The organism is Actinokineospora alba (assembly GCF_004362515.1).
Classification (GTDB): Bacteria; Actinomycetota; Actinomycetes; order Mycobacteriales; family Pseudonocardiaceae; genus Actinokineospora; species Actinokineospora alba.
Genome location: NZ_SNXU01000001.1, coordinates 1,913,509 through 1,930,472, shown reverse-complemented (window position 1 = coordinate 1,930,472; position 16,964 = coordinate 1,913,509). Strand labels below are relative to the sequence as shown.

General features: G+C 67.2%; 18 protein-coding genes. 8 read left to right on the top strand and 10 right to left on the bottom strand.

Translation table 11 applies throughout. The annotated features are described in order from the left end of the window. Window positions 1–13: 13 nt before the first annotated feature. The gene (locus C8E96_RS09255; RefSeq protein WP_091380262.1) at window positions 14–1,969 is read left to right on the top strand and encodes a fibronectin type III domain-containing protein; all 1,956 of its coding nucleotides are present in this window, start codon (window positions 14–16) and stop codon (window positions 1,967–1,969) included. On the opposite strand, the gene C8E96_RS09250 is transcribed toward C8E96_RS09255, so the two are convergent. The 3 genes from C8E96_RS09250 to C8E96_RS09240 form a co-directional block, all read right to left on the bottom strand. Then, on the bottom strand, window positions 1,966–2,604 hold the full coding sequence (locus tag C8E96_RS09250; protein ID WP_228770095.1) for a putative glycolipid-binding domain-containing protein: 639 nt from the start codon (window positions 2,602–2,604) through the stop codon (window positions 1,966–1,968). The two genes, C8E96_RS09255 and C8E96_RS09250, sit on opposite strands and share 4 nt — an antisense overlap. After that, entirely contained in the window at window positions 2,601–2,816 is a 216-nt protein-coding gene (locus C8E96_RS09245) for an antitoxin (protein WP_091380266.1), read from the bottom strand. The genes C8E96_RS09250 and C8E96_RS09245 overlap by 4 nt, the downstream gene beginning before the upstream one ends. Before the next feature lie 188 nt (window positions 2,817–3,004). Then, window positions 3,005–4,162 carry a thioester domain-containing protein gene (locus C8E96_RS09240; RefSeq protein ID WP_091380268.1) on the bottom strand — a complete coding sequence of 386 codons (1,158 nt, stop codon included), beginning with the start codon at window positions 4,160–4,162 and terminating at the stop codon, window positions 3,005–3,007. 274 nt (window positions 4,163–4,436) lie between these two features. On the opposite strand from C8E96_RS09240, the gene C8E96_RS09235 reads away from it, so the two are divergent. Further along, complete coding sequence (locus C8E96_RS09235) at window positions 4,437–5,207, top strand: hypothetical protein (protein WP_133794293.1); 771 nt, start codon at window positions 4,437–4,439, stop codon at window positions 5,205–5,207. Here C8E96_RS09235 and C8E96_RS09230 read toward each other — a convergent pair. Together C8E96_RS09230 and C8E96_RS09225 are read right to left on the bottom strand one after the other, a co-directional pair. Then, window positions 5,182–5,835 (bottom strand): DUF2238 domain-containing protein, encoded by a 654-nt coding sequence (locus C8E96_RS09230; RefSeq protein ID WP_091380274.1) that lies wholly within the window; start codon window positions 5,833–5,835, stop codon window positions 5,182–5,184. The genes C8E96_RS09235 and C8E96_RS09230 overlap by 26 nt on opposite strands. Window positions 5,836–5,892: 57 nt before the next feature. Continuing rightward, entirely contained in the window at window positions 5,893–7,521 is a 1,629-nt protein-coding gene (locus C8E96_RS09225; protein ID WP_091380278.1) for a DUF885 domain-containing protein, read from the bottom strand. 59 nt (window positions 7,522–7,580) lie between these two features. Between C8E96_RS09225 and C8E96_RS09220 the strand changes: the two genes are divergently transcribed. Beyond that, a complete protein-coding gene (locus tag C8E96_RS09220; protein ID WP_228770096.1) occupies window positions 7,581–8,033 on the top strand; it encodes an SRPBCC family protein in 453 nt (150 codons plus the stop codon). Here C8E96_RS09220 and C8E96_RS09215 read toward each other — a convergent pair. Further along, on the bottom strand, window positions 8,014–8,715 hold the full coding sequence (locus C8E96_RS09215; RefSeq protein WP_091380613.1) for a GDSL-type esterase/lipase family protein: 702 nt from the start codon (window positions 8,713–8,715) through the stop codon (window positions 8,014–8,016). The genes C8E96_RS09220 and C8E96_RS09215 overlap by 20 nt on opposite strands. Beyond that, a complete protein-coding gene (locus C8E96_RS09210) occupies window positions 8,715–9,185 on the bottom strand; it encodes a GbsR/MarR family transcriptional regulator (protein ID WP_228770097.1) in 471 nt (156 codons plus the stop codon). Before C8E96_RS09210 ends, C8E96_RS09215 begins: the two co-directional genes overlap by 1 nt. A gap of 72 nt (window positions 9,186–9,257) precedes the next feature. Here C8E96_RS09210 and C8E96_RS09205 point away from each other — a divergent pair, with 72 nt between their 5' ends. From C8E96_RS09205 to C8E96_RS09190, 5 genes are all read left to right on the top strand, one after another. Then, the gene (locus C8E96_RS09205) at window positions 9,258–10,151 is read left to right on the top strand and encodes an ABC transporter ATP-binding protein (protein ID WP_091380282.1); all 894 of its coding nucleotides are present in this window, start codon (window positions 9,258–9,260) and stop codon (window positions 10,149–10,151) included. Next, a complete protein-coding gene (locus C8E96_RS09200) occupies window positions 10,148–11,731 on the top strand; it encodes an ABC transporter permease (RefSeq protein ID WP_091380286.1) in 1,584 nt (527 codons plus the stop codon). Before C8E96_RS09205 ends, C8E96_RS09200 begins: the two co-directional genes overlap by 4 nt. 92 nt (window positions 11,732–11,823) lie before the next feature. Then, window positions 11,824–13,074, top strand: a complete 1,251-nt coding sequence (locus C8E96_RS09195; protein WP_228770098.1) for an MFS transporter — start codon at window positions 11,824–11,826, stop codon at window positions 13,072–13,074. Between the two features lie 155 nt (window positions 13,075–13,229). Further along, window positions 13,230–13,385: a hypothetical protein gene (locus C8E96_RS33170; RefSeq protein ID WP_166657931.1), complete on the top strand. Its 156-nt coding sequence runs from the start codon at window positions 13,230–13,232 to the stop codon at window positions 13,383–13,385. 52 nt (window positions 13,386–13,437) lie between these two features. After that, window positions 13,438–13,923: a hypothetical protein gene (locus C8E96_RS09190; protein ID WP_091380290.1), complete on the top strand. Its 486-nt coding sequence runs from the start codon at window positions 13,438–13,440 to the stop codon at window positions 13,921–13,923. Window positions 13,924–13,953: 30 nt separating this feature from the next. Here C8E96_RS09190 and C8E96_RS09185 read toward each other — a convergent pair whose 3' ends face one another. The 3 genes from C8E96_RS09185 to C8E96_RS09175 form a co-directional block, all read right to left on the bottom strand. Further along, on the bottom strand, window positions 13,954–15,117 hold the full coding sequence (locus C8E96_RS09185) for a DUF262 domain-containing protein (protein ID WP_166657930.1): 1,164 nt from the start codon (window positions 15,115–15,117) through the stop codon (window positions 13,954–13,956). Continuing rightward, window positions 15,104–15,685 carry a hypothetical protein gene (locus C8E96_RS09180; protein WP_133794291.1) on the bottom strand — a complete coding sequence of 194 codons (582 nt, stop codon included), beginning with the start codon at window positions 15,683–15,685 and terminating at the stop codon, window positions 15,104–15,106. Before C8E96_RS09180 ends, C8E96_RS09185 begins: the two co-directional genes overlap by 14 nt. A gap of 246 nt (window positions 15,686–15,931) precedes the next feature. After that, on the bottom strand, window positions 15,932–16,801 hold the full coding sequence (locus tag C8E96_RS09175; RefSeq protein ID WP_133794289.1) for a ParB N-terminal domain-containing protein: 870 nt from the start codon (window positions 16,799–16,801) through the stop codon (window positions 15,932–15,934). Between the last annotated feature and the right edge of the window lie 163 nt (window positions 16,802–16,964).

Below are 16,964 nucleotides of genomic sequence, written 5' to 3'. Positions count from 1 at the left end.
ATACGTTGAGCCGGTGGATCTCCAAGAGCCCGCCTTACCCAAGCGCCGAACGCTTCGCCGGGTCGCGATAGTCGCGGGCGGCCTGGCGGTAATCGGCGCGGCGATAGCGCTCCTGCGCACGCCAGAGCCCGTCGAATCAGGTCCACGCCCGGTTCCACCTCCGCAGACCACGGTCAAGGAGTTCGCCGCGGACGGCATAGTCCTCCCCGCGCCCGGCAACCCGCCCGCCCAGCCCGCGAGCCTGAGCGTCGTCCCCGGCCCGCAGCGGCTGCTTGTCGCTTGGGGACCGGAACGCACCGGCAAACCGGAACCGGACCGGGCGGCGGGATACGAGATCCGCTGGGGACGTGGCACCACGCTCACCAACGTCCGCCTGCTCTCCCAGCCGGTCGCCCAACTCGACGCCTTGGAGAACGGCACGTCGTACCAGGTCGAGGTCCGCACCGTCGACGCCTTCGGCAGGCGCTCCCTCCCCGCCGTCGTCAACGCGGAGCCGAAGGCCCCGGACAACGACTCGGCATGGTCCTTCGTCGACCGGTTCAGCTCCCGGGTCGTCCCCGAACCCCAGCGCTGGCGGCTGGGCGGGACCTCGGACTGTGGACGCGCGACGAGGGGCGAGGGCAACGACGGCAAACGCATGGTGATCAGCGGCCAGTGCGGCACCGAGCCGCTCGTCCTGCGTCCGCGTGCCCCGTTCAAACTCCGCGACAGCGCGACCGACGGCGAGTTGGGGCGCGTCGTGGTGGAGACCGACCACCCCGGGCAGGCGGGCGAGCTGACGATCGACCTGGTCCCCGGCCCGGCCGACCTCGTCGGTGGTCCGTTCGCCTCCTCCCAGGAGGACCCGACGCTGCCGCCGGGCTCGATCCGCGTCCGCGTCACCGGGGAGGCCACCGCCTTCGCCGAGATCCGGGCGGCCCCCGGCATGGCCCGCAGCGGCGTCACCGCCGACCTCAGCCCGATGGCTCCCGCCGAGATCGGTATCACTGTCCGCTGGGAGGTTGTGGTCCGCACCGACGGTGTCAGGCTCGTGCGGGACGGGAAGGTCGTCGCGGCAAGCGACGCCGTCGTCGCGTGGCGGGAAGCCACCGTCCTGGTCGGGTTCATCGGCGGTCCTACCGGCCTGCACGCGGCGGTCGACCTCATCGCGTTCCTGGGGGCGCCGACAGCGGCCCCGGTCCTGGTGGTGCCGCCGGTCCTGGACACCGGCCGGTCCGTCGTCGAGGCGGGGAGCGGCCTTGTCACACCGTCCGGCGGAGCGCGCGTCCAAGGCACTACCGGTGGGCAGCTCCGCGTGACTCTCGTGCCGACGAACCGCGCTCCGACCGAAGACCAGTTCACCGTCGAAGTCGGCGGTCGCGAGTTCCCGGCGAGACCCGCGGTCGCCGGCCAGACCCCGGCGCGCGGTGTCCGGTACCCGATCGTCGCCGACGTGCCCGCCGACGCGCTCGTCCTGCGCGCGGACAGCGACACGCTCCCGATCCGGGTGCGCGGCCCGATCCGGCGTGGCGAGGGCGCGGCCCGCGTGGTCAGCGCGTCGGTGGAGCTGGCCGCCCCACCTGGCGCGGTGTCCGCGGCCAGCGGGTCCGGGACCGACGTGCCGCTCGCCCTGACCCGGATCGCGCTGGCCCGGCCCAGCGCGCGGTTCCTCGACGCGGCGGGTCAGGTGATCGGCCAGGGCGGGGTGGTCCCGCGTGGGCGGTTGGTGCTGGAGGTGACCGCCGACGGGCCCGGTGGGCAGCGGCTCGGCGGTGAGCTGGCAGGCCTCGCCGGGATCGAGGTGCGGCTGGACGACCAGCGGATCGCGGGGATCCCGACGGTCGCCGACGGCCCTGGCACCGCGGGTGTGTGGCGGTTGGCCGTGGACACCACGGGCATGGCCGCGGGCGAGCACGTGATCGAGATCAAGGCGATCGGGGTGGACCCGCGCGCGGCGTTCGCGGTCGCCTATGCGCCGTTCCGCGTCTAGACGCGGCGGCCCACGCCTTCGTGATCGATGACGATTCCGTCGGCGTCGACGACCAGCGTGCTGGTGGTCCCGGCGCTGGTGACCTCGATGACCGCGCCGTCCTCGGTGATCGACACGGTCCGGTAGGTCGCCCGGACCAGGCTCACCGCGAGGTCCGGCAGCGCGACGAACACGACCGGGATCTCGGCCTCGCCCGCGGTCCGGTGCAGCCCCAGCCTGCGGATCGGCAGCGTGTGGAACGTGATCGCGCCCGCGACGGCGACCGTCACGGACCCGTCGAACTCATCGCGCCGGGACACCCCGTCGCGGTCGACCAGCCAGACACCGTCCTCGGTGCGGCTGAGCGAGATCTGGCGTTCGTCCTCCGACGTCGTGGTCCGCAGCAGCAACCTGCCCGCGGTGTCGCCCTCGACGGAGGCCTCGAACGACGCGCTGAACGCCTCAGCCGAGTCGTCGGCCGCGGCGATGATCCGGCCGGACGCGCGCAGCCTGCTGTCGCTGACCAGCAGCCGGACCGACTCGAGCCGGGGCGGGCTGTCGCACTGCCAGGTGACCATCGAGGGTTTGCGGGCAGCAGAGGAGCGGGCCCCTCCCTGAGGAAGGGCCCGCTCGTCGTTCTGCCTGTCCAAACTCACGCCTGGTTGCCCTCGGGGGTCTCAGGAGTGGCGCCGGGCTTGTCCGGGATCATTTCCTGGACCTTGTTCACGACACCGTCCACCTGCTCGTCGTGACCGAACTTGCTCTTGGCGAACTCGCCGGCCTTCTCGACACCCTGCTCGATCTTGTCGCCGTGCTCCTCGACAAGACCAGCGGCCTTGTTCTTGAGCTCGTTGAAGTCGATACCCATCAGTGCTCCTCACGCACTCCCCGACTCGGGCGCGCACCCGTGCAGGGTACCCAACCAAGTCTTGCCATCCCACTGCGGAAGCTGCTCCGCGTGGATCAACTTACTCATTTCGGCTCAGTCCGCGACCTGGCGCACACATGGGTGAGGCCCCGCCGGACGGTGCCGGCGGGGCCTCCCTCAGATCAGCTTCAGGCCGAGCGGCGGCGGCGCTGGTAGATCAGCGCGCCCGCGCCCGCGCCGACGAGGCCGAGGCCGACCAGCGCCGGGACCAGGATCGACGCGCCGGTGTCCGGCAGGTCGGAGCCCTGCGGGGTCGGGGCGGGAGTCGTGGTCGGCGCCGGGGTCGTCGGGGCCGGGGTGGTCGTCGTCGTGGTCGTCGTGGTCACCGGGGCGACCTTCCAGTCACCCTTGGCGCCCGCCTCGACCTTGAGCTCCGAGGAGTCGGCCACGATCAGCGACTGGCCCTTGCCGGACTCGTAGTTCTCGATCACGAACAGCCTGCCGGTGTCCGCCTTCGAGGAACCCTTGAGCTTGAAGTCCGCGTCGCCCGCCTTGGCGTCGGCCGGGACCTTCAGGAACAGCTCGGCGCCGTCCTTGATGCCGCCCGCGGCGATCTCCTTGCCGTCCTTGTCGGTGAGCGTGACGCCCTCCGGCAGGTTCTTCTCGATCTCCTTGACGGCGCCGTTCGTGCTGACCTTGAACGGGCCGACGAGCTTGCCCGCCTGACCGCTGACCTTGGCCGGGTTGATCTCCAGCGCGGGGGTCGGCTGGTCGGCGATGCCCGTGTTGGACGAGCCGACGAGGTAGTCGTAGAACGCCTTGACGTCGTTCTTGGCGTCGGCGTTCTTCGGCGTCGGGTTGTTCGCGTCGAGGTTGACGTCGTCACTGAAGTGCCACACCGCGGCCTGGGTCGCGGAGATGGCTTCCTTCTCGTCGAGGCCGTCGAGGCCGGGAAGCTTCTTCAGGTCGTCGACCTGCTTGGCCGGGAAGCCGTTGTGCAGCACCCAGTTGACCTTGGCGCGGTTCTTGTGGAAGGGGGAGTTCTGCGTGGGGTACTTGTCCCACGGGACCTCGACCATGTCCTTCTTGTAGCTCAGGTTTGTGTGGACCTCGACGCAGTAGACCCGCAGCGTCGAGCCGTCGGCGAGCTTGAGGGTGAACAGCGAGGGCTGCATGCCCGCGAGGTCGCCCGCGCCCATGTTGACCGCGTGGCCATCGGACTTGGGCTCCTGCTGCGCCCGGCCCTTGACCGGGTCGGCGGAGGCGGGAAGGGCGGCCAGCATCAGGGTGGCCGATGCCGCGGCGAGTACGGCGCCGACGCGGCGCGACGGGAAGCGAGTTCCCATGGAGTCTCCTTGTTCAGATCCGACGACGATCCTGCAAACCGTGGATGCGGCGTGGATGCGCAATGCCCGCCGCGGGCTGGTTCAGCGAATAACCGTCACTCGATTGAGTAAAGATCATCCCCTTCAGCGGGCCGAACTCTACTCAGAGTTGTAGTCACCCCGTCACTGGGGTGACCCCTAACCGGGTGGCCAGTACCGCTGGGTGAAACCGAGGTGGAGTGGCGCTCGCCGCGAACCGAATACGGGGTTGTCGCACCCGCACTAAAGTCGGTGCGTGACCGGTTGGCCGAGCGAAGATCCGCAGCGTGAACACACCCCGGTAAGCGGCTCGCCGCCACTGTCCACTTTCACCGAATTGCCCGCTCCGACCAGGTCCCTATTGCCCGCGACGCTGAGCATCATCGCGATCATCGCCATTGTCGGAACCGTTATCGCCATCGGGGTTATCAACCGCAATGGCGGTACCCCCGAGGCGGTTCCCGCGTTGACGCCCGCCCCGGCCACCAGGAGCGCCCCGCCGTCGACCAGCTCCATCGTCAACACCCCGGCCCGGCTGACCTACGCGGTTCCGACGGACTGGGTGGCGTCCAACGACGCCGTCGAGGTGCTCGGCGTCAGCTTCACCGGGGTCGCCGAGTACGGCGTCTACGACTGCGCGGGCACCCGACGGTCCCGGGCGCGCGTGGTCGGGGCGGCGGCGCAGAGCAAGTCGGCCAAGCCCCTCGATCCGGAGTCGACCGCCGCGGCCTTCGCCAAGGCTTTCGCCGACACCTACTACCCCGGCGCCCGGGTCGACTCGCCCGCGACCGAGTCGACGCTCGTCGACGGCAAGAAGGCTGTGGTGGTGACGGCGAAGATCAGCCCGAAGGCAGCCGAGGCGTGCCTGCCGAAGGATGCCGAGGTGACTGTTCTCGCGACGGGACTAGGCGACCGCGGCGCCGCTCTGCTGGTGGTCACCAACGACTTGGCGGGCGGGCCGGACAGCCCGAAGTCCCTGCCCGGCGCGACCACCCGCAAGATCATCGAGAGCGCGCGGCGGAACTAGGCTGCCCAAGCTGGCGGTCGTGCAGCCGGGCCAACGAGAGCTGGGCGAGGACCGAGCCCACGAGCGCCAGCGCCATGTCCCATTGGGTGTCCCACACATCGCCCTGCGCGCCGAGAAACGCGTCCGCCCCGGATCCGAGCACCACAGCGGCACCCCACTCGACGAACTCGAAGCACGCGCTGCCCGCCAGGCACACCGAGCTCACCAGGACGAACAGCCAGCCGCCCGGCCGCAGCGGAGTCAGCCGCAGCAGCAGTTCGCGCACCAGGATGGCGGGCACGAAACCCTGCACCAGGTGGCCAAGCCGGTCGTAGTGATTGCGGGACAGGTCGAACGCGTCACGCGCCCAGTCGCCCAGCGGCGTCATCGCATAGGTGTAGTGCCCGCCGTAGCAGAGCACCAGAGCGTGCACGACCAGCAGCCAGCACAGCAGGGTCGTCAACGGGAACCGGCGCCGGGTGAACAACACGAGCGGCAGGGCGATCAGCACCCAGACGACCTCCAGCAGCCAAGTACCGCGTTCGCGTGGCGCCCACCCGGACACGAGCAGGGCCGCCAGCACGATCCCGATCATCAGCAGCCCCGTGGCGCGGCGGGGATGCGACCGCGGGATCGTCGTGTGGCTCATCGCGCGGATTATGCCGACCTTGGGAGGAGCCCGCCGATCTCAGGAAACCGTTGGGGCTCAGCCGTCCCAGCGCTCGACAACCTCCGCGAGCACCGACAGCGGCAGCGGTCCGCCGCCTAGAACCAGATCGTGGAACCCACGGATGTCGAACGCCGCACCCAGCCGGTCTTTGGCCGCCGCGCGGATACGCAGGATCTCGAGCCTGCCGACCATGTAGGACAGCGCCTGACCCGGGTACGCGATGTACCGGTTGACCTCGTTGCCGATCTCGAGCGCGGAAAGCGGGGTGTTCTCACGCATGTAGGACAGCGCCTGCTCCCGGCTCCAACCCTTCGCGTGCAGGCCGGTGTCCACCACCAGCCGCGCCGCCCGCAGCGAGTCCATCGAGAGCATGCCGAGCCGGTCGACGTCGCCGCTGTAGAGACCCATCTCCTCGGCCAGCCGCTCGGTGTAGAGCCCCCAGCCCTCGGTGTAGGCGTTGACGTCGGCGAGCTTGCGCAGCGTCGGCAGGCCGGTCAGCTCCTGGGCGATGGTCAGCTGGAAGTGGTGCCCCGGCACGGCTTCGTGGAACGCGGTGACCTCGGCGACGAACCGGTCGCGCTCGTGGGCACGGTCGGTGTTGGCGAAGTACACCCCGGGTCGCAGCCCGTCGAGTGACGGCGGCATGTAGTACGCCGCGGGCCCGCCCGGCGCCTCGGCGGCGGGGACCGGCTGCACCTGGCAGCGCTGGCCGGGCAGTGTGCCGAACCACTTCGGCGCCTCGGCCTCAGCCCGTTCGATGGTCGTGCGCGCGTGCGCGAGCAGTTCCTCACCGTCGCGCCAGCGCATGGCCGGGTCGGTGATCATCCGCTGGAAGATCTCTGCCTGGTCGCGCACGCCGAATACCCGCTCGCCGATCTCGGCGTACTCCTCGCGCAGGGCGGCGATGAGGTCGAGACCGGTCTGGTGCAGGTCCTCCGGGGTGCGATCGGTCGTGGTGTGGGCCCGGGAAAGCCCGGCGTAGGCGGCCTCGCCGTCGGGCAGCGCGCACAGGCCGGGACGGTCGTCGGACCGGCCGTGCGGGGCGAACTCCTCGGCGAGCGTCTCGCGATAGCGGGCGAACGCCGGTCGGACCAGGTCACCGACGATCCGCGCGCGCTCGGCGTTGAACTCCGCGTCATCGAACTGCTGCGACAACAGCGGGTCGGTGTCCGGTGAACCGAGGTAGCGATCGAGGTGCGCGACCGCGGCGTCGACGAGCCTGCGCACCGGCACCCGTCCGGCGGCGATCCCGGCGCGGTGCCGCTCGGTGACCCCGTCGAGGTGCTCGGGCACCGCGCGCAGCCGGGTCAGGTAGGCCTTCGCGCGCTCGGCGTCCGGCAGGGCGACCATCGGCAGGAAGGTGAGCAGCGCCGCGGCGGGTCCGACGAAGAAGTCGGAGATCGTGTACTCGATCATCCGCGAGTCGATCCGGTCGATCGCCGCGCGGGCCTGCTGCGCGACGACCTGCCCGGTGACGTCGGCCGAGTCCTGGGCCCGGGCCGCGATGTCGGCGATCTTCGACCGCAGCCGCTGCTCGGCCTCCTCCGACGGGTCGGAGAGCCGGTCGTCATAGCCCGGCAGGCCGATCAGGCTCGCGCCGAGCGGGTCGGCGTCCATCAGCGCGTCCAGCAGTTCGTCCGCGAGCGCGGTCTCCCCAGAGGTCATGCGCCCGAGGCTACAAGGGCGCGTGTAACGATGAGGTTCCCGCGCACAGGAGGCACTTCATGGTCATCAGCCGACAGACTTACGCCGTCGAGGTCACCGCGAGCAGTCGCGCCGACGCGGCGACGATCTTCGCCCTGGTCGCCGACGGCGCTCGCTGGTCGGAGTGGGCGGGCCCGGTGATCGCGCACTCCTCGCTGGAGCGGCTCGGCGACCCGGCGCCCGGTGGGGTCGGCGGGGTGCGGCTGCTGGGCCGCAAACCGGTGCTTGTGCGCGAGGAGACCCTGGAGTACGAGCAGGACCGCCGCCACGTCTACGCGCTGCGGACTCCGTCGCCGATGAAGGACTACCAGGGCGAGATCACGCTGACCCCGCGCGAAGACGGCGGCACGGAGGTCGTGTGGCGGGCGAGTTTCACCGAGCTGGTGCCCGGGACCGGGCCGATCCTCCGGTTCGGGTTGAACAAGGGCATCAAGATGCTGAGCCGCAAGCTGATCAGCGCCGCGCAGCGCTGACGGCGTCGGCGAGCCCGTCGGCCCACAGGGCGTAGCCGCCCTCGGACGGGTGGAACCGGTCGGCGCAGAAGAGGTCGCCGTCGATCAACTCGTGCGGCAGTGGGACGTGCGCGACGCCTGGCACCCGCCGGGCGACGCGCGCGGCCGCCGCGTCGAGCTCGGCGGCGCGCAGGCCGAGGACGGAGCGCAGCGGGCGGGGCAGCGCCGGGAACCGGGCCATCGGCGGGACACCGGCGAGCACGATCCGGCCGTGCGTCGCGCGCAGGTCGATCAGCAGTCGCAGCAGGTCGCGGGTCCAGCGGGCGGCGGAGTGGAACTCGATCACGTCGTTGACGCCGAGCACCACGACCACGACGTCGGCCGGGTCCAGGGCGGGTGCCAGCTCGGTGCGGGTCACGTGGGCGTTGGCGCCGATCCTCGCGGAGACCTGCCAGCTCACCGCGTGTCCACGGTCGGCGAGGGCCGCCGCGAGTCGGCCTGCCAGGCCCACGTCATGGGTCCGCGCGCCCACGCCCGCGGCGGTCGACTCACCGAGAATGGCCAGCCGCAGCGGCTCACCCTCGCCTGCCGCCCCCGTGGTCGGGCCTTCGGCGCCGGGCAGGCGCGGAATGGTGCGGCGCAGGGTGAGGCCCTGGACCGCGAGCACCGGAAGCAGTGCGGCGGTGGCGAGGGTCGCGCGCATCAGCGAGCCGCTTCCTGCGCGCGCCACTTCTCTTGCATAGCCGCGGTCTCTGCCTTGAGGAACAGGAAGAACCGGCGCGTGTCGTCTATCCGTTTGCCCGCGCGCGAGTCCGTGCCGAGCGCTTCCGCGCCGTCGGTGAGCGCGGAGTTCCAGGCGTCGTAGAGCTTGTCGCGGTTGGTGATCGCTTCGAGCCAGGTGTTGTCGTCGACGGCGTAGTGGTCACGCCGCTCGCCCGGCTCCCGTCCTTTGTGGATGAGGTGGACCTGGTCGAGGTACCGCACCGCGCCGGAGATCGCGGCGGGGCTGACGTCGAGCGCTTCGGCCAATTCGGCCGCTGTCATCCGGCCGGAATCGGTGGCGAGCAGGCGGGTGAACACCCGAGCGGGCATCCGTGCCATTCCTGCTTCGGAGAGCAGCAGTGCGAAGCGCTCCACGAAGCGCGCCACATCGTCATCCTTGGAATCGGTCACGGGTTCACCTTCTCAGGTCGCATCGTCTTCAGAACATTCACAAAGTTGTGAAACAAGAGTAGCTTGTGAATCATGACAACGGCAATCTCGGTGTCCGGCCTGGTCAAGACCTTCGGCCGGACCCGTGCGCTCGATGGGCTCGACCTGACGGTGAAGACCGGGGAAGTCCACGGCTTCCTCGGCCCCAACGGAGCGGGCAAATCCACGACCATCCGGGTCCTGCTCGGGCTGCTCAAAGCCGACTCGGGCAACGCCACCCTGCTCGGCGGCGACCCGTGGGCTGACGCCACCGAACTGCACCGCAGGCTGGCCTACGTGCCCGGCGACGTCTCGCTGTGGCCCAACCTCTCCGGCGGCGAGGTGATCGACCTGCTGGGCAGGCTGCGCGGCGGCCTGGACAAGCGCAGGCGCGCGGACCTGCTCGAACGGTTCGACCTCGACCCGCGCAAGAAGGGCCGCACGTACTCCAAGGGCAACCGGCAGAAGGTCGCCCTGGTCGCCGCGCTGGCCTCCGACGTCGAACTGCTGCTGCTCGACGAGCCGTCCTCGGGCCTGGACCCGCTGATGGAGTCGGTCTTCCAGGAGTGCGTCGCCGAGGAGCGCGACCGCGGCCGCACGGTGCTGCTGTCGAGCCACATCCTCGCCGAGGTGGAAAGCCTGTGCGACCGGGTGAGCATCATCCGCGCGGGCCGCACGGTAGAGACCGGCACCCTGGCCGAGCTGCGCCACCTGACCCGCACGACGATCACCGCCGAACTCGCCACGCCCCCGAACGGACTCGCGTCCCTCGCCGGTGTGCACGACCTCAAGGTCAATGACCACCACGTGTCGTTTGACGTGGACAGCCACGAACTCGACGCCGCGCTGCGCGCGCTCACTCACTCCGGTATCCGGTCATTGACCAGCCAGCCACCGACACTGGAAGAGCTGTTCATGCGCCACTACCAGGAAGACGTGGCGCGATGACCGGCACCTGGACGCTCATCCGGCTCGCGCTGCGCCGCGACCGGATCATCCTGCCGATCTGGATCGTGCTGCTCGGCCTGACCCCGGCGACCACGGTCGCCGCCTATGAACAGCTCTATCCGGACGCGGCTTCGCGCGCGATGCTCAGCGCCTCCGCGGGGGCGAACCCGTCGCTCGCGGTGCTCTATGGGCCCGCGTACGACCTGAGCACGGCGGGCGGGTTCACCGCTTGGCGCTACGGGCTGTTCCTCGCGTTGTTCGCCGCGCTGATGAGCGTCTTCACCGTCACCCGGCACACCCGCGCGGAGGAGGACAGCGGCAGGCTCGAGCTGATCGGGTCCGGCGTCGTCGGCAGGCACGCCGCGCTGACCGCGGCCATCGCGACCGCGGCGGGGGCGAACGTGGTGATCGGCCTGGCCATCGGTCTGGGCCTGACCGGGGCAGGACTGAGCGCGTCAGGCTCGTTCGTGCTCGGGCTCGGCGTGGCGAGCGCGGGCCTGGTGTTCACCGCGATCAGCGCGGTGACCGCGCAACTCACCGAGTACTCCCGTTCCGCGAACGGAATCGCGTGCGCGGTTCTCGGCGGCTCGTTCCTGGTCCGCGGGGTCGGCGACTCGACGGTCTCGCTCGACTGGCTGTCCTGGCTGTCCCCACTGGCGTGGCCGCAGCGCGCGAAGCCGTTCATCGAGGACCTGTGGTGGCCCCTCGGTCTCGCGGTGGTCGCGACCGCCGTGCTCGCCGCGGGCGCCTACCAGCTGGTCTCGCGGCGCGACCTCGGCGCGGGCCTGCTGCCCGGCAAGCCCGGACCGGTCAACGCACCGCCGTCGCTGTCGAACGCGTTCGGGCTGGCCTGGCGGCTGCAGCGCGGCGCCCTGCTCGGCTGGACCGTCGGCGCGGTGATCATGGCGGCGGTGTTCGGGTCGATCGCCAACGGCATCGTCGACCTTGTGGGAAGCAACGAGCAGATTCGCGAGATCATGCAGCGGATGGGCGCGGCCCAGAGCCTGGTCGACTCGTTCATCGCCGCTATCGCGGGGATGTTGGGGATCGTCACGGCGATGTACGCGACCCAGGCGGCGCTACGCGCGCGATCCGAGGAGACCGGTGAGCGCGCCGAACCGGTCCTCGCGACCGGTGTCAGCCGCGTCTCATGGGTGGTGAGCCATCTCGCGTTCGCCGTCGTCGGCTCCGCGGTGCTCCTCGCGTCCGCCGGGCTCTCGATGGGCCTCGCGCACGGTCTTCGGGTCGGCGACCTCGGGCAGGTCGGCGGCATCCTCGGCGGGACGCTCGCGCAGCTACCGGCGGTCTGGGTCGCGGGAGCGATCGCCGCACTGTTGTTCGGACTGCTGCCGAAGGCGACGACCGCCGCGTGGGCCCTGGTCGGGGTGTTCGCGTTGATCACCCTGTTCGGACCGGCGCTGCGGCTCAGCCAGCCGATGCTCGACGTCTCGCCGTTCACCCACGTCCCCAAACTCCCGGGCGCGGAGTTCACGCCGACACCGTTCCTGTGGCTCTCCGCTGTCGCGATCGTGCTCTTCGGGCTGGGAATCGTGGGTTTCCGTCGACGGGACCTCGGCTGACGGAATGCGCGCGCGGGTAAACGGGTTGACCCGATCAGGTCATCCCGACCTACAGTGCGCGCGCTGAACAACTTCTCTGGGGGCGGTCTCGGGTGTCGGTTGCAACGTTGGAACGGCCCGAGACCCTTCCCCGTGAAGTGTGGGTGCTGGTCTCGGCCAACTTCGTGATCGCGATCGGCTTCGGTCTGGTGGCGCCCGCGCTGCCCACCTTCGCCCGAAGTTTCAACGTCAGCGTGACCGCGGCGTCCATTGTGGTCAGTGCCTTCGCGGTGGCCCGATTAGTCTTCGCGCCCGCGGCGGGCGCCCTGCTCAGCCGCATCGGCGAGCGGCGGGTGTACCTGATCGGCCTGTGGATCGTGGCGGCCAGCACCGGGGCCTGCGCGTTCGCCAACGACTACTGGCAGCTGGTCACCGTGCGGGCGCTCGGCGGTATCGGCTCCACGATGTTCACCGTGTCCGGCATCGCGCTGCTGATCCACCTGACCCCCGCGGGGGTCCGCGGCAAGGCCACCGGGCTGTGGGGCACCAGCTTCCTGCTCGGCACCGTCGTCGGCCCGCTCGTCGGCGGCGGCCTGATCACCATCTCGCTGCGCGCGCCGTTCCTCGCCTACGCGGCCGCGCTCGTCGTCGCCATCCTGATCGTGTGGCTGGCGCTGCGAAACTCCACCCTCATCGCGTCAGCGAACGACGACCCGCAACCCGACATGCCGCTGCGGACCGCGCTGCGCGACAGCGGCTACCGGGCCGCCCTCGCCTCGAACTTCGCCAACGGCTGGGCCGCCTTCGGCGTCCGGGTGTCCCTGGTGCCGCTGTTCATCACCGAGGTGCTGAACAAAGAGGACTCCTTCGCGGGGACGGCGCTAGCCGTGTTCGCCGCGGGCAACGTCGCGATGCTGATGTTCTCCGGCAAGCTGTCGGACCGGTGGGGGCGCAAACCGCCGGTGCTCATCGGGCTGACGGTCGCGGGCCTGGCCACGATCTCGATCGGCTACACCACGTCGGTGCCGGCGTTCCTCCTGGTCACGGCCATCGCGGGGCTCGGAACCGGCATCCTCAGCCCGCCGCAGAGCGCCGCCGTCGCCGACGTCATCGGCAAGGCCCGCGGCGGCCAGGTCCTGGCGTCGTTCCAGATGGTCGCCGACATCGGCGCCATCCTGGGCCCGGTCATCGCGGGCATGCTCGCGGACCGGCTGTCCTACACCGCCGCCTTCGTCGCCACCGGGGCGTTGTCGCTGGCAGCGGCCCTGGTGTGGCTGCCCGCCCGGGAGACGCTGCCTGCCAAGTCCGAGGAGAAGACCGTCCACCCGACTCCTGAAGAGGCCATCGGGGCCGAGCTTCCGTGACGCACGGTGTACTAGGTTGCTCCGTTGGAGCGGAATCCGTTGATCCAAACCGGCAATGACCAAAATGTGCTGTTTCGACGCCCGGTCCGGTGGGAACCTTGAGATAGGGCCTAGGGCGAGGCGAGTTGATCAGGATGACGGCTACGTTGTGGATCGTGACCGCGGTGCTGTTCGCGGCCTTCCTCATCTGGAGCCTGCGCCGGGCCAACCAGACGTTCTCCACCATCATGCGTGAGGAACGCGAGCGCACGGCGGACCTCGACGCCGACGAGCGCACCCCACACCACCTGGGAAAGCACCCACAATCCTGACCCCTGTGGATAACTTCCGCGCCGTATCGGCCCGGCGACGTAACGTGACCACATGGCATTCACCATGGAATTCACGAGCACCGTCCACGGCGTCACCTACGCCCTGACCGCGTCCCCCACGTCCCTGGAACTCCTCGGCGCGGCCGAGAACGGCGACATCGTCGCCGAGGGAACGATCAAGCTGCCCCCAGGCGGCGCCACGGAAGCAGCGGGCCTGGTCCGCCAGGCCCTCGCGACCATCGCGATCTTCGAGGGCAAGGCCCGCCCCCGGGTGGCCAACTCCCACGCCCGCTGGACCCCCGACGACGACGCCTCGCTGCGCGAGGACTGGCTCGCCCAACCGTCATCCACCCCGGCCACCACCTCGATCCGCGAGCTGGCCAAGTCCCGCGGCCGCTCCCCCGCCGCCATCCGCGCCCGCCTGGGCCGAATCGGCTGCGACCCGGACGTGGCCGGAAGGCTACTGACCCCGGAAACCGCCGAACTCCTCGGCCGCGACGCCATCGCCGGAGCCAGCGTCTCCCAGCAATCCAAGTAGTCTTCTGCCTAATTGAGTCGCAACTATTTTCTATTCATCCTCCAATATTTCGCCAGTCCGAGACATCAAAATTTCAGCGGAAGGCAGGGAACGGAGCGGATCGCGCGTTCTCACCTGTGTCGGCTCGAAGGATATGGGCTTTCCGCGAAGGAAGGCATCCAAGGCTGCGACCCTTGTCCGCCGACTGCTGAGATCACTTGAATTGCGTACGCTACGTGCGTACGCCATTGTCCGAGCATCGACCTCATCCGAATTCCGCTTCCTGTCGTCCGCAACAGACACTAGCCGATTTACTGCCATCGAGAAATCCACTAGTCGACCTGATACCAAAGCCCGTTCAGTTCGATCCAACGGTAGCTCCGAAACCATGCCTCCCAGCACCAGGAAGAGGGAATAGAAGTCCACTTTACGCGACCATCGAAGCTTGTTAGGCCAAGTCGCCAGCTGTTCAAGTTCGCCTAGAACCGAAGAGAAGATCGACTCGGTCTTTGGGCGATCTGGAAATTCCTCCTCGAAAGCGGCGTAATAGTGATCAAGGTTGGCCTTTTTGTTCTGCGGCCCAAACAAGACGCCGATTGCAAGTTCGCTGACATATTCAACATCATTCATACGCCGGATATCGTTGCTGCTAAATATGCCAGACTTCAACCAGAAGGTTCGTCGACTAATCTCCTCCATGCATGAGATAAAGTCGCCCCAATAGGTAGCATGCCTAATTTCTTGCCTATTGAGCGCTATGTTATTGATGTTAAGTCTTCCAAATATCTCCCGAACTTTCTCATTGGAAAGTTCAGGCAATACTCGGACAACAAATTTGTATTCGAAGATCCTCCGTCGCTCGACGCTCGGAAGCTGTTCGAATTTCAAGCCGCCAAGATGATCCGATTCGTCCCCCAACGGGAACTTGTTTGTGAGGAACTCAAGGCACGCCCGAATTCGCTGTTGCCCGTCGACGACGACATGGCTCTCTTCGCCTTCGCCATTCACATTCGTCTGTATGTAAAGCTCCGGGACTGGGAATCCTCGGAGTATAGAGTCGATCAATAATGCCTTTTGGCGAACTTGCCAAACCGGATTACGTTGAAATGGCGGACGCATATCAAGCTCGTCATTTTGAAGCCGCTGCCAGAACCACGACACGGTATGATGGGTTACTTCCAGAAATCTCTGTGGATACTCTTCAGTTCGTTGCATCATCTGGCTCGTCTTCGTCGATGGAAGCATAGATCAGCCGATTGCGCAGCTTACGGACATTCTTGACATTGTATATCCGCAGAGATTCACAATCGCGATAGATTCGTGCGCGTATTTCTCGTCCAATTGTCGGATCACGGTTCGCGGCATGCGCAAATGCTATAGTCCACAAGTGGCCGAAAGAGAGCAGGTGAAGGACCTTGTCCGTCGCGATGGCGCCACTGTAGACCAGGTCACGACGGTGCCAGCTCAAGTAGTCCGCTTCAGCTCCGCCTCTATGCAGTCGATCAATCGCATCAATTGCACGCAGTTCTCGCCAGGCCGCCTCAAAATGCCAAGTGCTGATTACAGCAACATCAATGTCCGAGCCGTCATGGAATGCTGACAGGTCCTTTGATGGCGCCAGACTGAAGCCCAATGCAGCACTTCCGACCACAATGATGTCATGCGGATCGACGTTGAGACCTGCGGCAAGTTCACTCTTCCATTCGCGATATGACCACCACGACGGAAAGAGCCAGGGCACACGATCGAGGATATGGTGATCGACAAACTTCTCAGGAGTCAAGTATTCAATTTCGCCCTCCAGACCCGATCGAGTCTCAGGGTGCCCGGTGCTATTTTCTGACTTCGAATGAAGAACGTCTCCTGCCTGAGAAGAGCGGCTTATCGGCAACTGGACGGACGTGGAACGTTTTTCCTTCAACCTGCCACCAGTCCGAATTTCTGGTGAAGAACCTGAGACATTGATGCGCTTTCATATGCAGGAGAGCAGGTCTCGGCGTCGAGACCTGCTCCCGCTCTAGGTTTCTGGTCAGATCGGTTTGGGAAAACTACTGACGTCCCAAGGTTGCCCCGAACGCGGTACACGGATCAATTTGACCGGCTGCCGGTCGCGCCACTTATTCCAATTCTGGATAGTCAACCCCAGCACAATATTCCGCTTGACATCTCCGTACCGGTCATTACGGAGCTTGAGCAGGTGCTTCCGCAGTAGCACGCAGGGATCGTTCTCGTAATCCGCAACACTATTGACCAGATTGTTCATAAATCGCTTGGCGTCGTCTGCATCCACTCGGGAGAGCAGCCACATCAAGAAACCGCACTGATTTCTTTTCATGATCGCAGTGACAAGGTCCCCGCCCAGGCCTGTAGCAACCCTCGGAAGTTCGATGACATCCGGATTCGAACGGATATAGTCATGCACTTCGTCTGGATCAACCTGCCGAAATGATTTCTGAGAGATCCACCCGGTCTCATTCCATTCCAAGATCATGCGAACTATAGTTCCCAGATCACCCGGGTTGCGGTAGTTGTATGCGACACGCAGTTGGTCGGTCAATGACCGGGATCGTCCCATGTCGATCGACACAATCGCCGACCGCGGAACATTGTGAGCAACATACATCACCACGGGTATATCGGCGAACACAATCGCAGCAAGTCTATGCTGCCCGTCTATAAGCCAACCTTCCTCGTCGAATTTGATGGTTTCACCATTGAGCTTAAATCGTTCCATCTTCATCAGGTTTGCGAGATGTTTCACCCGCTTCCTGCTGATACTCCGATTTGGTGCCATCTTTTTCAGCCAAGCTTTCGCCATCGACGGTGACACCTCGATGACCTCTGCGTACTGCTCAGCTTGGTCCCCCATTGGGACCGGGTCTCGTTTGCCCAGATTCACGTAGAGATTGTGGCTCAACTGGCAACCCGCAGATCCGAAGGGCCCTGTTACGCTGCGTGATACCCCCAGGCAATCGGCTTGTCCGATACGTTGGTCGAGCCCCAAGTTCATCACATCGAGTGATCGTCACCGATACCACCGCAGCGTCCGTGCGGTGCTGTGC

Excerpts from the sequence above, each read along its gene's own strand:
- C8E96_RS09190 (WP_091380290.1), top strand. The coding sequence starts at position 13,438 with ATGGCATTCACCATGGAATTCACGAGCACCGTCCACGGCGTCACCTAC.
- C8E96_RS09205 (WP_091380282.1), top strand. The coding sequence starts at position 9,258 with ATGACAACGGCAATCTCGGTGTCCGGCCTGGTCAAGACCTTCGGCCGG.
- C8E96_RS09200 (WP_091380286.1), top strand. The coding sequence starts at position 10,148 with ATGACCGGCACCTGGACGCTCATCCGGCTCGCGCTGCGCCGCGACCGG.
- C8E96_RS09225 (WP_091380278.1), bottom strand. The coding sequence starts at position 7,521 with ATGACCTCTGGGGAGACCGCGCTCGCGGACGAACTGCTGGACGCGCTG.
- C8E96_RS09240 (WP_091380268.1), bottom strand. The coding sequence starts at position 4,162 with ATGGGAACTCGCTTCCCGTCGCGCCGCGTCGGCGCCGTACTCGCCGCG.
- C8E96_RS09220 (WP_228770096.1), top strand. The coding sequence starts at position 7,581 with ATGGTCATCAGCCGACAGACTTACGCCGTCGAGGTCACCGCGAGCAGT.
- C8E96_RS09185 (WP_166657930.1), bottom strand. The coding sequence starts at position 15,117 with ATGCAACGAACTGAAGAGTATCCACAGAGATTTCTGGAAGTAACCCAT.
- C8E96_RS09245 (WP_091380266.1), bottom strand. The coding sequence starts at position 2,816 with ATGGGTATCGACTTCAACGAGCTCAAGAACAAGGCCGCTGGTCTTGTC.
- C8E96_RS09215 (WP_091380613.1), bottom strand. The coding sequence starts at position 8,715 with ATGCGCGCGACCCTCGCCACCGCCGCACTGCTTCCGGTGCTCGCGGTC.
- C8E96_RS09230 (WP_091380274.1), bottom strand. The coding sequence starts at position 5,835 with ATGAGCCACACGACGATCCCGCGGTCGCATCCCCGCCGCGCCACGGGG.